The sequence below is a fragment of the Hyphobacterium sp. CCMP332 genome (assembly GCA_014323545.1).
Taxonomy (GTDB): domain Bacteria; phylum Bacteroidota; class Bacteroidia; order Cytophagales; family CCMP332; genus CCMP332.
This window is the reverse complement of the sequence record CP058647.1, coordinates 464,565-479,765: the sequence shown is the minus strand read 5'-3', so window position 1 is coordinate 479,765 and position 15,201 is coordinate 464,565. Positions and strand designations below refer to the sequence as shown.

Below are 15,201 nucleotides of genomic sequence, written 5' to 3'. Positions count from 1 at the left end.
AAGCTTAAAATTAAATATATTTCAGAATGCGCTAATTTGAGAATCTTAGTTTTCATCTTAGCTTTGCAGCCTAGAGAAGACGAAATTAAATTTTTTATCGTGGATTTATTTGAAAAATTACAACAAGACAGAGGGCCCCTTGGAAAGTACTCCAATTTTGCTCATGGTTATTTTGCATTCCCTAAACTAGAAGGAGAAATAGCTCCTCGAATGGTATTTAGAGGAAAAGAAGTATTGACATGGAGTTTGAATAATTATTTGGGCCTTGCCAATCACCCTGAAATTAGAAAAGCAGACTCTCAAGCAAGTGAGGACTGGGGTTTGGCTTATCCGATGGGTGCAAGAATGATGTCGGGTAATTCTACAATTCACGAACAGTTGGAATCTGAATTGGCAAGTTTTGTCGGCAAAGAAGATTCAATTCTATTGAATTACGGTTATCAGGGAATCATGTCTATAATTGACGCATTACTTGACAGACGCGATGTGGTGGTTTATGACAGTGAAGCACATGCCTGTATTATCGATGGATTGAGAATGCATCCGGGCAAACGATTTGTATATGCACATAATGATATTGAAGCTTGCGAAAAGCAATTGAAAAGAGCAGAGCGAATAGCCTCAGAATCAGGTGGTGGTATATTGGTCATCACCGAAGGTGTTTTTGGGATGTCCGGAAATCAGGGAAAACTTAAAGAGATAGTTGATTTAAAGAAAAAATACGATTTCCGCTTATTGGTGGATGATGCTCACGGATTTGGAACGCTTGGAAAAACCGGTGCCGGTGCAGGTGAACATCAGGGCTGTCAGGATGGAATTGACATCTATTTTTCAACTTTTGCAAAATCCATGGCAAGCATAGGTGCATTTGCTGCCAGCAATGAAAATGTTATTGATTATTTAAGATACAATACCAGATCACAGATTTTCGCAAAATCCTTGCCAATGCCTATCGTGATTGGAAATTTGAAAAGACTTGAATTGCTTAAATCAAAACCCGAACTAAAGGAAAACCTTTGGAAGGTTGTAAATGCACTACAAACAGGACTAAAAGAAAGAGGATTTAATATTGGCCAAACGAATTCTCCGGTAACTCCTGTCATATTAAGTGGAGGCCCTCAGGAAGCCGCTCAACTGACAATGGATTTAAGGGAGAACTTCAATATCTTTTGTTCTATAGTAATATATCCGGTGGTACCAAAGGATGTGATCATGTTGAGATTGATACCAACCGCTGTTCATTCCATTTCAGATGTTGATGAAACAATTGCTGCCTTTGAGAAAATAGCGGTTAAATTGAAAGAAGGAGACTACAAAGAGGTCAATCATCAACTAGAAAAGAGCTAAATATTGATAAAAATTAATATTTTGCTGTGTTTTGTTTGAACGCTATCATTAAATTTCTATTTTTAGCGAGGATTAAGTTTATCACGATAATTAAAATAAAGTAAAATGAAAAGATTTGATCAAATAAGAGATTTAGTTATGTCACTTGAGGCTGACTTCCAAAAGTTCTATGATAAAGAAAACCAGGCCGCAGGTACCCGAGTAAGAAAGGGTATGCAAGAACTTAAGAACCTAGCGCAGGAAATCAGAAAGGAAGTACAGGATATCAAAAACAGTAAGTAAATTATCTTTCGTTTGGATATAAAATAGAGGAGTCAAGAAATTGGCTCCTTTATTTTTTTAATACCATTTTTATTTCTTTCTGTAAGTTTTCTGAAGCTTCAAATAATGGTGGCCTGCAATAGCCTTCACAAATACCCATTGATTTAAGGACTTGCTTGATTCCCACCGGATTTGATTCTTTATAGAGTAAAGGATTGATCCTGTTTAAAATTCTGTAATTAGGCCGTTCCGACTTAAAATCTCCCTCCAGGGCTTTTCTTACCAAATCTCCGAATTCCATCGGGAATGCATTAGATATAACAGATATTACCCCAGCAGCTCCAAGACTGATCATAGGCACTGTAAGCATATCATCACCGGATATTAATAAAAAGGAATCTTCTTTGTTCAATGCGATCTCTGTAATCTGATCCATATTTCCTGAGGCCTCTTTAATTCCGATTATATTATTGTGCTTTGATAATTCAAGCGTTGTGCCGGCGTTTAAATTGCCGCCTGTTCTCCCGGGAACATTGTACAATATTACTGGAACCGGAGATACATCAGCTATCATGGTATAATGGCGTATTAGCGCAGATTGAGATGGCTTATTGTAATAAGGGCTTACGGATAAAATGGCTTCAACACCGGACAGGTCAGTTGAATTAATTTGACTTATCACTTCATTGGTATTGTTCCCACCAATTCCATAAACTATTGGAAGCTTGTCGTCATTATTATCTTTTACAAATTTTAATATCTCTTGCTTTTCTTTAAGACTCAAAGTCGGCGACTCACCTGTTGTGCCCTGAACTACAAGATATTCAACACCCTTACTTACAAAATCCAGTAATCCTTGTAAGGCGGAGTAATCGATACTCAAATTTTTATCGAAAGGAGTAACAAGTGCTACACCGGTACCTTTTAAGACCATTTATTTTAATTTTTTAGAGTATTCAAAAATATGAACAGCCAGTTCAGATAAATTTTTATCGTTTCCTTTTTGTACCATCAGATCGACATGTTCCGGCTTATGCACTCCCGCGTTTCCTATTCTCAAAAGAGCCGGTGATTTTTTTAACATATATTCCAAAACAATATCCATTTCATCCGATATGCTAATTAGATAATCATATTTTGTTTCAATTAGTTTTTTAAAGTGACTGTTTTCAATTTCGCCATTCCATTTGAGTTCTTTTTTGCTAAAACTAAAGAAAGGGAAATTGTATTTTGAATTAACAATATTGATCTGATAACAAAGCACCTCGACCATTTTGCCTTCATTGATATAATTTCTTACCATCTTCTCAATCCCTTCATTGTATTTGGGATTGTCGTTTTTGATAATTATTCCAATTTTTTTTGCCTGGGAATAGGCTTTACTTTCTCTTTTAAGATAGGAGAAATGCTTGTTCCATTTTAATTTCCATTTTAAAAATCTTTCTCCGATCATTTCTCTTCTATCATTTTAAGATATTCTTCTTCATTTATAATTTTTATACCCAGATCTTCGGCTTTCTTGAGCTTGGCCGGCCCCATATTCTCACCTGCCAATATAAAATCGGTTTGCGAAGAAATGCTGCTGACTAATTTTCCACCATTAATTTTTACCGATTTTTTAATTCCGTCTCTTGAAAAATTTTCAAAAACGCCTGAAACTACAATTTTTGCGCCATTCAATGCATTACTACCTGTATTATCCTCTTTAATTTCAAAATTTAAACCTGCATTTTTTAATCGCTTTACGAGGTCCAAATGCATTTTATCATTGAAATAGGCCCTAAGCGATTCTGCAATCCTTGTTCCAATATCCTGTACTTCAATTAATTCTTCGGTGCTGGCATTTGATAACTTTTCTATATTTTGAAAATGATTGGATAGATTTTCAGCTACCGTTTGACCTACAAATCGAATTCCCAAACCGAAAAGTACACGTTCGAACGGTTGTTTTTTTGATGCCTCAATACCATTGATAAGGTTTCGAGCTGATTTTTCCAAAAGCCTTCTTTTAATGACTTCACCTTTTTTTTCTGAATATGCTTCAAATTCAAGATTTTCTAAGTCTTCATATTTAAGATAATACAAATCAGCAATGTCCTTTATTAATTCCTTATCGAGCAATCCTGTTATTGTTTCCGAACCCAAGGAATCAATATCCATGGCATTCTTTGATACAAAATGTTCGATTCTGCCTCTTTTTTGAGGAGGACAATAGATATCGTTCGGACAATAATGCTGGGCCTCACCTTCGTTTCTTACAAGCGCTGTACCGCATTCCGGGCATTTGCTGATGTAATTTATTTTTTTAGCTGTTTTTGATCGTTTGCTCTTATCAACACCCGTGATTTTTGGGATTATTTCGCCGCCTTTTTCAACATGAACAAAGTCGCCTTCATGAAGATCAAGTCTTTTAATTTCGTTGGCATTGTGCAATGAGGCTCTTTTTACCGTTGTGCCTGCCAGCAAAACAGGATATAAATTTGCCACAGGCGTAATGGCTCCGGTTCTTCCCACCTGATAGGTCACTTTTAATAATTCTGTAATCGAAGATTCTGCTTTGTATTTATAAGCTATGGCCCACCTTGGGCTTTTTGCGGTTGTTCCGAGTTTATTTTGAAGCTTGATTGAGTTTACTTTTATTACAATCCCATCGGTCTCAACCGGCAATTCAAAACGCTTGTGTTCCCATTCGTTTATATAGTTACGTATGGCTTCAATGCCATTGCATAGTCTATAGCTGTCAGAAACATTAAAACCCCATTTTTCGAGATTTTTAATGCCATCTTCATGTTTTTCTATATTTAGATCTTCTCCTAGTAAATAGTATAAATAGCATTGCAGGTTTCTTGAAGCTACAATTGTTGAATCCTGCATTTTTAATGTACCCGATGCCGTATTTCTTGGATTGGCATATAAATCTTCACCCTGATCCTCACGTGATTTATTCAATTTTTCAAATTCCGACTTGGTAAAAAACACTTCTCCACGAACTTCAAATTTTTTGGGAAAATCGCTAATTTGAATCTTTAAAGGTAAAGATTTGATGGTTTTGACATTGGCCGTGATTTCGTCACCCTGAACGCCATCCCCGCGCGTAATGGCACGTGTTAATATTCCATTCTCGTATATAACACTAATCGCAACTCCGTCAAATTTTAATTCACAGAAATAATCGACCTGTTCGAGGCCCAGGTCCTTTTTTACTCTTTTATCAAATTCTTCAAGCTCTTCAAATGTATAAGTATTGGCAAGTGAGAGCATCGGGTATTCATGTTTAACAACCGCAAATTTTTTGGTTATATCACCGCCGACACGGCTGGTAGGAGAATGCGGAAGTTTGTATTGAGGAAATTCTATTTCAAGATTGTTGAGCTCATTAAGCAATTGATCAAATTCATAATCAGATATTTCTGATTTATCGTAGATGTAATATTGCTCGTTGTAGTAATTGACTTTATCGCTTAATTCTTCTATCCGGCGTTTGGCGTGTTCAGGATTCATTGACTTGAATTAAAGTACGAATATCAAGCTTAAAGCTGATTAATAAAAGTACTTTTCGTTGCTGAAAAAAAGAAAAGCACCGCTTTCGACGGTGCTTAAAAAAATAAATTGCAATAAATCCTTAGCTGATAATTACATTTCGAATTTCAACAACTTTGTTAGTGATCATTTCCAATTGTTCCTTATTCAAAACAGGCTCAACCATCATACCGGCATCTGCATTCACATCCTCACTTTCGGGGACCTGAGCTTTGTTTTCTTTTATTCCTGAATAAACATCATTTAATTCAGCGAGTCTTGATTCCATTTGATCTATGGCTTCATTATCTTCAAAATTGCTCATGATATCAAGAAGCAATGCCAATGTCTCTTCTTGCTCATCTATTTCTGTGATGATTGGGTTAAGAATTTGAAACCTGAATTCATCAGGAAGGTCATTGGGATAATTTTTAACAATCGATGTAGAAATATGCAATCCTTCGATAAAACTACCCGCCAGAATCAAGGCAGTCATATCTAATTTGTCATTTTCAATAAGAATATCGTCGGTTAGATAAATATTTTCAGTAACGACTTTAATAAGGGAATCTTTGTTTGGAAGGCTTTGCTCAAATTTTGCAATTTTTTCCTGTCCAAATGCTCCGGAAACACCCAGTTGATCGGATACTACTTTAACTGCGTTTACATACTGAATAATATCTTCCTGCACATAATAAGCACATGAATAACCCAAGTCAGCTACATAAATTCCGAGATTCAATGCTTTTTTCTGATTGGTGGTCATGTATTTATCCACATCCTCATATGGGTTTAATATTTCTCTATTATAAGCCGCTCCGGTACTGTTTATAAACTGTGAAATCTCCAATGGAGATGGCAACTTTTTAATTGCCGCTTTAAATTCTTCTTTGAATTCGGGATCTACCTGATCCACAACTACATCTTCAAGGTCCTTTTCTTTTTCTTGGCTCGAATCTCCCGATCCACATGAAATCATGTAAAAAGACAATAAAACGGAAAATGAGACACGGATTAATTTTTTCATACCAGAACGATTTATGGAGCTAAAAATAAGAAAATTTTGACTTTGACAAATATACCTTTATATACTTGAATCAATCAATTATTAAACAACATTTTCTTTCGAAACCTTACTTCATCTTCATTTAACTCAGGAATTTGACTGATTTCGAGTGTATTTTTTGTGGCTTCAGGGGTCATTAAAGATATTTTTTTAAGGATATCATCGCGAATTACTACAAAATCCAAACTATAATTGTCTGGATAATACTCGGCGAAAAAGGCCAATTTACGCATATCAAAGGCAAAACTGTCGATTGCGATTATTTCATCGTCAACATTTAGCCCAGCTTTATGAGCCGGTGTTCCCGAAATAATCCTATTAATTTTATAATGCTCGTCTTCATTTTTAACCCTGAATCCCCATTCTGAATTTGAGGATGTTTCAAATTTAACCTCATAACCAAATGGTCGCATAATACTGTCTAAAGGTGGTATTTGAGTGTCATAAATGTATTTTTTGAAGAACCCCGAATAATCCTTGTCGCATAAATCATTAATCTCTTTAATGAATTCTTTCATAGTAAAGCCTCTGGAATTGGATATATGGTATTTTTCATATAGTCTTTTCATCAATTCATCAAGACTATATTCTGCATTGCTTTCCCGAACAATTAACATTTCCAGCATCGCTGCCATTAAAAATCCACGGCCATAATAGGAGACTGTGGCGTTATAATCATTTTCATCATCTCTGTAAAATTTTATCCATGCATCCAGACTCGATTCCGCAATACTCTGAATTTTTGCTCCCGGTCTTAGATATTCTCTTTCCCATGAATTTGCAATTCGTCTGAAGAATGAATTTTCTTCACTTTCTCCAATTCTGATAAGGGTTTTTGTACCGTAATATGAAGTGAAGCCCTCCATTACCCATAAAAGATCGGTATAGTTTTCTTTTTCATAGTCAAATGGCCCCAACTCCAATGGCCGCAGGCGTTTAACATTCCATAAATGGAAATACTCATGCGCCACTAAACCTAAAAATTGTCTGTAAGAGGATTCTTTGGCCAGATTGAATCTGTCAATAATTAAAGTAGTGCTGTTTTTGTGTTCCAGGCCGCCTCCATCGTATTTTCGGGCAATAACAATAAATAGATATTCCTTATTGGGATTATCATTAAATATTTCAGTCTGCGCCTCTACAATTTTGCTTATGTCCTCTTTTAGTATTTCCGGATCGTAAAAAGTGGTAGAATTTATTGCCATCCGGTGTTTTACCCCTTTGGCCTCAAAAGCAAATTCATTGTGTTTTCCCAATAAAACGGGACAATCAAACAACTGGTCGTAATTGATTGACTTATAAATGTTTTCCTTTTCATCAATAAGAGGCAGAGTTGTTGAAATATTCCATGATTTCGGCAGGATAAATTGAACGTCCGCATTTTTATCCAAAACATTATCAGGATAAATGTACAAAGCTGTGCCATTAATCAATCCTAAATCCCCATTGAGAAAAGTAGTGCGAACGCTTAGTTCATGGGCATAGACCGAATAGTTAAAAACAATGATTTTTTGTCCATCGTTATGTACGACCCATGTGTTTTTGTCTTTTTTGTAGGAATGAAGTTTTTCGCCTTTTCTATTGCTGGCAGAATAACTATTTACATGTTTGGCGAATTCTCTTATCAAATAAGATCCGGGTGTCCATGTGGCCATTTTTAAAACCACAGTATCAGGAGCATTTTTGTAGTCTAACTCAAGGCTGACCCGGTAAGTGTTTTTATGAGGCTCTCTTAAATCTACCGTATAGCTAATTTTCTGAGCCTTTAAATCAAAAAGGCAAAGACAATATACAATTAGGAGTAAATGAAATTTACCCATTTAGAATTAATTATTTAGGAATAAAGAAAAGACCTGATTTAGATCTTTTCCTTGATTTTTACACCGACGGCTTCAAATGCCAGTTTGATTTCGGGTTCGGTAATGGCATCGATTTCATCTTGAGTCTTTCCGGCATCTTCAGCATAATGCTTTAATATATCAACTTCAACCGTATCTAATTTTGCTACACCTTCCATAACTACTGAATTTCCTGCTGAATTAAGAGGAACAAAAAAACCGTAATCCTTGAAAGTGACCCTTATCGGATCTTCCATACCTTCAACTTTTACTTTCATCCAGCACCCTTTTTTTTGACAGGCTTCCTCAATTGTACCTTCTAATTTAGCTGTAGCCATCCCGCTTTCATCGACCATCACCATCATTTCTTCAGCAGTCATAACATTTTCCGTATCTATGGTATCTCCATATGAAGCCCATCCATCATTAGCTGATATTTCCGAAGACTCAACCTCTGCCGTTTCTGATTCGTTTGTCTTTGTATCGCAAGCCAAAACTGCTATTGCCAATAAAGCGATTAAAGTATATTTCATGGTTTTAAATTTTTGTGCAAATATAATTAATTCCGATTGACAGCGCGTAGAATTCTGTCATTCATTGCAATGCCAATCCCTTGATTTGGAAAAGTTTCTGTGAGAATGATTTCATAGCGACTTTGATCCATTTCTCGCATAGCAGAGTAGAGTTTTTGTGCCGCAATCTCAATTTTTCCTTCTGGGCTGAGTACAATTTGATTTTCAAAAGGAAAATCTTCCGAGAAGGAATTGAATCGGATCAATCCAATTTGAGAATTATCCCTTGAGGAATTAAAGTTCTTTTGAAAGCGAAAGTCTTTTTTTGGAGCATAATGTTTGTCGAGCATTCCCGGTGCATTGGGTTTTGATGATGATGTCCTAATCTCCAAATTTGAGTCAAATTCCTTTAATTCTTCTATGGCAACTCCACCGGCACGCAATACAATAAGATGATTCCCTTTTACTTCCACAATGGTAGACTCAAGTCCGATTTTGGCCGGGCCGCCATCCAGGATCATTGCAATTTGCCCACCGAGTTGATCATTTACATGTTTTGCTGTTGTGGGACTTATGTAACCAAATGGATTGGCGCTGGGCGCCGCCAGGGGCATATTCAACTTTGAAATTAATGAAAGCAATAAATCATGACCGGGAATTCTCAAGGCAACAGTTTCCAGACCTGCCGTAATGATTGGGTCAATAGTCTCATTTTTTGGCAAAACCATGGAAAGGGGGCCGGGCCAGAATTTTTCGGCTAGTTTTTCGGCAAGCGGAGGAAATTCGTTTACAATCAGCGCTTTAATCATGGATAAGTTAGAAGCATGTAGGATCAGTGGGTCATAAGCTGGTCGGTTTTTGACACTGAAAATATTCTGAATGGCAGATTTATTATTGTAGCATGCTGCCAGGCCGTATACTGTTTCAGTAGGTACCGCAACCAAATCACCTTGTTTAAGAAAGGTTTTGGCTTTTTTAAGGTCAGTGCTAATAAGTGTTTCCAAAGTATATTTAAAGTTTAAAATTATTTAGATTTATGAATAAATCATTGGCCTTTTTATGAAGTATCTGAGTTTTGTTATTTCCCTTATTATTAGTGTTGGTTTAGTTTACCTGTCAAATACCCAATTTGGCAGTACACCTCCAATGGGAAAATTATTCAATCCACATTCAGGATTTTGGCAAAATGCCGAAGCAGTTGGAATAACCTTTACATTAGAAAAGGATATAAAATCTGTTTCAGAGGAAGTTAAAATTGTATTCGATGATAATATGGTGCCACATATTTTCGCATACAACGATCGCGACCTATATTTCGCTCAAGGCTATGTTACCGCAAAATTACGACTATGGCAAATGGAATTTCAAGCACTTTACGCTGCCGGCAGATTATCCGAAATCGTAGGGGAAAGAGCCTTAGACCTCGATCGCTTTCAAAGAAAAATAGGCATGAACTGGTCGGCAAAACGAACATTGCAATACATAGAACGCGATGATAAAATGTTTGCTGTTTTAAACGCCTATACCGACGGCATTAATTACTATTTGGACAATTTGAGTCCACGAAACAAACCCCTGGAATATAAAATCCTTGACTATGAACCTGAAAAATGGTCTAATATTAAAACGGTATTGTTGCTTAACTATATGTCTTGGGATCTTTCTGGATATAATACTGACCTGCGTTTGACCAATGTTCTCAAAAAGTACGGTTCTGATGTAGTAAAAAAACTTTACATCTCTGATGAACCTTACATGGATCCGATAATTCCACCAGGTACAAAACCCGACTTTGAACCGCTGGTAATTCCAAATGTTCCTGAAGATGCAGAAAAGGCCCTAGTAGAAAATTCAGGATCATCTTATTTATCCTATTTAGAACCGGATAAAGACAATGGAAGCAATAATTGGGCAATTTCCGGTTCGCGATCGGCAACGAATAAACCCATTTTGTCAAATGATCCACATTTAAGTCTAACGCTTCCCTCTATCTGGATGCAGATGCATTTGGTTACACCCGAAATGAATACATATGGTGTCTGTTTACAAGGCGCTCCGGGAGTGATTATCGGGTTTAATAAAGATATCGCCTGGGGATTTACCAATGTAGATTCTGATGTTCTGGATTGGTACAAAATAAAATTTAAGGACTCCACACTTTCGGAGTATTATCACGAAGGTAGATGGAAAAATACGAGCAAAAGAAATTCTACTATTAAAGTCAGAGGTGCTGATGATTATTTTCAGGAAGTTGTACATACACACCATGGTCCGGTTGTATTTAATCCCGGTGAAAAGTCATTAAGGCCAACGCTTCCTAGTGGCTGTGCCATGCGATGGATGGCCCATGAACCAAGCAATGAGATAAAAACATTCTATTTGCTCAATCGCGCTAAAAACTATGAGGATTATACCTCAGCATTAAAATACTGGAGCTGCCCCGCACAGAATTTCATATATGCCGATAAACTAAACAATATAGCCATCTGGCCAAATGGGCGTTTTCCGCTAAAATGGGAAGGACAGGGGAAATACATACTCGATGGTTCCAATCCACTTCACGACTGGCAGGGCTGGGTGCCTCAGGAGCACAATCCGCATGTAAAAAATCCTGAAAGAGGCTTTGTTAGTTCCGCGAATCAAGACGTTACTGATAGCCTTTATCCCTATTATCTGAATTGGGAATTTACCACTTTTGAAAGAGGGGCGAGGATCAATGATTTACTTGAAAATCTTGAAAATGCACGCGCTGATGATTTAAGGACCATACAGAATGATAATTTTAATCTTCAGGCCGAAATAGCAGTTCCTCATTTTCTGAAAATTCTCGAATCAAAAAAGAACAAGTCAGAACTAGAGAAAAAGTCAATATCTATATTGAAGAACTGGGATTATAAAATGGATGCAGAATCCATTGCCGCGTCAATTTATGATGCATTATGGGAATTCTATGACAAAGCACTATGGGATGATGAATTCAATGAAAAAGAGCCAGTAATGCTGAGACCCGATAATACCAGGTCTTTGCTATTATTAAAGGATTCCATGGAAGCCATATGGTTTGATGATATAAACAGTCCTGAGAAAGAGAGCAGGGCAGATATTGTTCATGAAAGTTTTGCCAGTTCCATAAAATATCTCGAACGGAAATTTGGAGATGAAATAAAAACCTGGCAGTGGGGAACGGTAAAAGGAACTTTTGTTGGCCATCTGGCACGAATACCGGGAATGGGAACGGATGAATTATGGATTGGCGGTGGCCATAACATGGTCAATGCCACCAAAAAGACCAAGGGCCCAAGCTGGAGAATGGTTGTAGAACTTGGAGATGAACCCAATGGATTTGGAATTTATCCCGGAGGGCAATCGGGAAATCCCGGAAGTCCTTTTTATGCCAATATGGTTGAAGATTGGGCAAGTGGAGAGCTATGGCCATTAAATTATATTCAAAGTGCCGATGATTTAGGTGAAAATGAAATTGGCAGAATCATATTTACATCATCAAAATGAAGCAAATAGCAAGTTTATTAGTCTTATCGGTAGTTTTGGGATACATGTTTCCCTGGTGGATCATTGGCCTTGTTGCTTTTGCATGTGCTTATGCTTTTGAAAGCAATGCCTTGAAATCATTTCTTATATCTTTTCTGACGGTATTTTTATACTGGGGGGGGCTTGCTTTTTATATCGATATGCAGAATGACAGTATTCTTTCAAATCGCATGTCAAATATGATTTTGAGTTCTGACGGTTCCTTTCTTATGATTCTGATTACGGCTTTGATTGGTGGTTTGGTTGCCGGTCTTTTCGGCTTGAGTGGAACTTTGCTAAAGAAGGCAAGAGGTTAAAAATTCAATTGGAAATTTCAGAACGCGAAATTTTTAATCACTAATTTTCTTAAATCAAAAAGCTTCATTTTATCGCTTAAGTAGCAAGCGAGGACAAGTGTGAGAGAAAATTTTCTAAAAGTGAATACAATTAAATGGGCAGAACTTTTAATCGGGCTCCGGTTTTAGTAGAAATCCATTTTCCAATATAAAAAGCAATAAAAGCTGCTGTTACTCCAATCAATCCACCCACAATCACATCTCCCGGATAATGGACTCCTAAGTAAACTCTTGAATAGGCGATCAGTGCTGCCCAGGGAAGGAATAACCATACCCATTTGGAACAGTTTCTACCCATCAAAATTAGCAATACAGCAATACCGAAGTGATTCGATGCATGCGAACTTGTGAAACCATACAATCCACCGCAACCACCAGGAGTTCTTACCATTTCACCAATTTCGGGATCCTTACAGGGCCGGTGTCTTTCTACGGTTGGTTTGAGAAAACCACTTGAAGTCTGGTCGGCTATTAATATGGTAAGCCCAATCATAATTGCGGGGAGCCAGATATGCTTTTTGTAGGAATAAATCAGAAATGCTATGATTATGGCATAAAGAATATACCAGGAGCCCTTATCGCTCATGAATTTCATAAAAGCATCCCAAAAAGGACTATTATGACTATTTATAAAGAAAAACAGCTGCTTATCCCATTCTATGAGTATTTCAAGCATATCAGTAGGAGAGTAGCTCTTTAATTTTCTTTTTCAGCTTATCAACTGATGGCAAATAGGTGCTTTCCAATGTGCTGTTAAGCGGAATCGCAGGGGTATTCTCAGCACCAATAACCATCACAGGAGCATCCAGATATTCAAAGCAATTCTCCTGAATTAATCCGGCAATATTTCTGGCAAAAGAGTTAAAAACAGGCTCTTCCGTAAGCACTATACATTTATTGTTTCTTATGACACTTTCAAATATTGCCTTCTCATCAACAGGATTTAGTGTTCTTAAATCCACGATCTCGATTTGTCCGGGAAAATCCTTTCTGGCATTCAAAGCCCAGTGAACGCCCATTCCATAGGTAATTATACTCAGAGATTCTCCGGAACTTACCTTCTCATCGTCGGCCGGCAAGGTATTCGCTTGTCCAAATGGTAAAATATAGTCTTCAGCCGGTTCAATGGTTTTAGCAGCATCAGTACCTTTTACCTTTGACCAGTACAATCCTTTGTGCTCAAACATCACGACAGGATTAGGATCGTAGTAGGCGGCTTTCAAAAGACCTTTAAGATCTGCGCCATTGCTCGGGTAGGCTACTTTAATGCCCCTAATATTGGAAATAATCGTCTCTACTGAAGAAGAATGATAAGGCCCTCCGGAACCATAGGCTCCAATCGGTACTCTTAAAATCATGTCTGCCGTGTATTTCCCATTAGTCAGATAGTGCGCTCTGCTCAGTTCGGTAAATAGCTGATTTATTCCCGGGAAAATATAATCAGCAAACTGGACTTCCACAATGGGTTTTAATCCAACTGCAGCCATTCCTACTGTAGAACCAACTATGAATGCTTCCTGAATGGGAGTGTTGAAAACGCGTTCATCACCAAATTTTTGAGCCAATGTTGCTGCTTCTCTGAAAACACCACCCAGTCTCGCTCCAACATCCTGGCCGTAAAGCATACATTCTTTATGCTTATTCATTAACTCCTCAACAGCGTGAAGAGCAGCATCTACCATTACTTCAGGAACCGCTCCGATTGGTCTTCTTATACCATTTTCCTTTGTGACTTTTGTAGGCGCAATTGTATGCTTAAAAAGATCTTCAGGTTTAGGATCTTCAGCTTTTTTGGCTTTCTGGAAATCTGTATCTACCTTTTTGGCCGCTTTCTTTTCAATATCTTTTAATTCCTTTTCTGTAAATCCATTTTCGAGCATTTGCTTTTTGAATAGAGGATAGGGATCTCTTTTTTGATGTTCCTTCAGATCGTCGCGATACCATTCCATTCTTACTCCCGAGGTGTGATGATTCAGAAGTGGAACACGTGCATGCACAAGAAATGGTCGTTGCTCTTTGCGCATGGTGGAGATCACTTTTCCTATTTCCTCATAACAAGTCATAAAATCGGATCCGTTGAGATCGACTGATTCTATTCCATGAAAGCCTTTAATATATTCTGTCGCGTCCTGTGCTCTGGTTTCTTTGGCGTTGGCTGAAATATCCCATTCGTTATCCTGAATCAAATAAAGTATTGGCAGTTTTCTCAACGCGGCCATTTGAAATGCTTCAGAAACTTCTCCTTCGGTAATAGAGGCATCACCTAAACTGCAAACCACGATTGCTTCTTTTTCAGCTTTGGACTTGTTCAGCTTCATTTGATTTTTGTAGAGCTGGCCCATGGCTGCACCTGTGGCTGGAATGGCCTGCATACCGGTAGCACTAGATTGATGAGGTATTTTTACCTTGTCCTTGTCTTTCAAACTGGGATGAGAATAATAGGTTCTCCCACCTGAAAATGGATCGTCTCTTTTAGCCATCAATTGAAGCATCAGCTCGTATGGCTTCATTCCAATTCCTAAAAGAAAGGATTCATCGCGATAATAAGGGTAAGCGTAATCTTCGGGATTTAAATGAAGGGCTGTAGCCAGTTGTACCGCTTCATGTCCTCTTGAAGTGGCATGTACATATTTGGAAACGAATTTAAAATTTGCTTCATATATGTTGGTCATTGCGACAGCCTGAGCAAATAATTCAAATGCTTTTTTTAGCGTGGTTTTATTGATTTTTTCTTTACTCAGCGTTTTTGGCATGCGCTTATCGTATTTTTTAAG

13 protein-coding genes are annotated in these 15,201 nt (G+C 37.5%); 4 read left to right on the top strand and 9 right to left on the bottom strand.

Translation table 11 applies throughout. The features are described 5' to 3' along the window. The first annotated feature begins 99 nt into the window (after positions 1-99). Both HZR84_02020 and HZR84_02015 read left to right on the top strand, forming a co-directional pair. Complete coding sequence (locus HZR84_02020; protein ID QNL20766.1) at positions 100-1,347, top strand: aminotransferase class I/II-fold pyridoxal phosphate-dependent enzyme; 1,248 nt, start codon at positions 100-102, stop codon at positions 1,345-1,347. A gap of 105 nt (positions 1,348-1,452) precedes the next feature. After that, positions 1,453-1,629 carry a histone H1 gene (locus HZR84_02015; GenBank protein QNL20765.1) on the top strand — a complete coding sequence of 59 codons (177 nt, stop codon included), beginning with the start codon at positions 1,453-1,455 and terminating at the stop codon, positions 1,627-1,629. A gap of 49 nt (positions 1,630-1,678) precedes the next feature. Here HZR84_02015 and HZR84_02010 read toward each other — a convergent pair whose 3' ends face one another. From HZR84_02010 to HZR84_01980, 7 genes are all read right to left on the bottom strand, one after another. Then, positions 1,679-2,542: a 4-hydroxy-tetrahydrodipicolinate synthase gene (locus HZR84_02010; GenBank protein QNL20764.1), complete on the bottom strand. Its 864-nt coding sequence runs from the start codon at positions 2,540-2,542 to the stop codon at positions 1,679-1,681. After that, on the bottom strand, positions 2,543-3,061 hold the full coding sequence (locus HZR84_02005) for a hypothetical protein (GenBank protein QNL20763.1): 519 nt from the start codon (positions 3,059-3,061) through the stop codon (positions 2,543-2,545). It lies immediately after the preceding gene. Further along, positions 3,058-5,109 carry an NAD-dependent DNA ligase LigA gene (ligA, locus tag HZR84_02000; protein QNL20762.1) on the bottom strand — a complete coding sequence of 684 codons (2,052 nt, stop codon included), beginning with the start codon at positions 5,107-5,109 and terminating at the stop codon, positions 3,058-3,060. Before ligA ends, HZR84_02005 begins: the two co-directional genes overlap by 4 nt. A gap of 121 nt (positions 5,110-5,230) precedes the next feature. Next, positions 5,231-6,154, bottom strand: coding sequence for a hypothetical protein (locus HZR84_01995; GenBank protein QNL20761.1), 924 nt, complete (start codon positions 6,152-6,154; stop codon positions 5,231-5,233). A gap of 74 nt (positions 6,155-6,228) precedes the next feature. After that, a complete protein-coding gene (locus tag HZR84_01990) occupies positions 6,229-8,013 on the bottom strand; it encodes a M61 family metallopeptidase (protein ID QNL20760.1) in 1,785 nt (594 codons plus the stop codon). Positions 8,014-8,051: 38 nt separating this feature from the next. Next, positions 8,052-8,564 (bottom strand): DUF4920 domain-containing protein, encoded by a 513-nt coding sequence (locus HZR84_01985; protein ID QNL20759.1) that lies wholly within the window; start codon positions 8,562-8,564, stop codon positions 8,052-8,054. Between the two features lie 26 nt (positions 8,565-8,590). Further along, positions 8,591-9,535, bottom strand: a complete 945-nt coding sequence (locus HZR84_01980; GenBank protein QNL23161.1) for a threonylcarbamoyl-AMP synthase — start codon at positions 9,533-9,535, stop codon at positions 8,591-8,593. A gap of 67 nt (positions 9,536-9,602) precedes the next feature. Here HZR84_01980 and HZR84_01975 point away from each other — a divergent pair, with 67 nt between their 5' ends. Both HZR84_01975 and HZR84_01970 read left to right on the top strand, forming a co-directional pair. Then, positions 9,603-12,053: a penicillin acylase family protein gene (locus HZR84_01975; protein ID QNL20758.1), complete on the top strand. Its 2,451-nt coding sequence runs from the start codon at positions 9,603-9,605 to the stop codon at positions 12,051-12,053. Continuing rightward, entirely contained in the window at positions 12,050-12,388 is a 339-nt protein-coding gene (locus HZR84_01970) for a hypothetical protein (GenBank protein ID QNL20757.1), read from the top strand. Before HZR84_01975 ends, HZR84_01970 begins: the two co-directional genes overlap by 4 nt. Before the next feature lie 130 nt (positions 12,389-12,518). Here HZR84_01970 and HZR84_01965 read toward each other — a convergent pair whose 3' ends face one another. Both HZR84_01965 and HZR84_01960 read right to left on the bottom strand, forming a co-directional pair. After that, entirely contained in the window at positions 12,519-13,103 is a 585-nt protein-coding gene (locus tag HZR84_01965; GenBank protein ID QNL20756.1) for a phosphatase PAP2 family protein, read from the bottom strand. A gap of 1 nt (position 13,104) precedes the next feature. Then, positions 13,105-15,180, bottom strand: coding sequence for a tungsten formylmethanofuran dehydrogenase (locus HZR84_01960; GenBank protein QNL20755.1), 2,076 nt, complete (start codon positions 15,178-15,180; stop codon positions 13,105-13,107). Between the last annotated feature and the right edge of the window lie 21 nt (positions 15,181-15,201).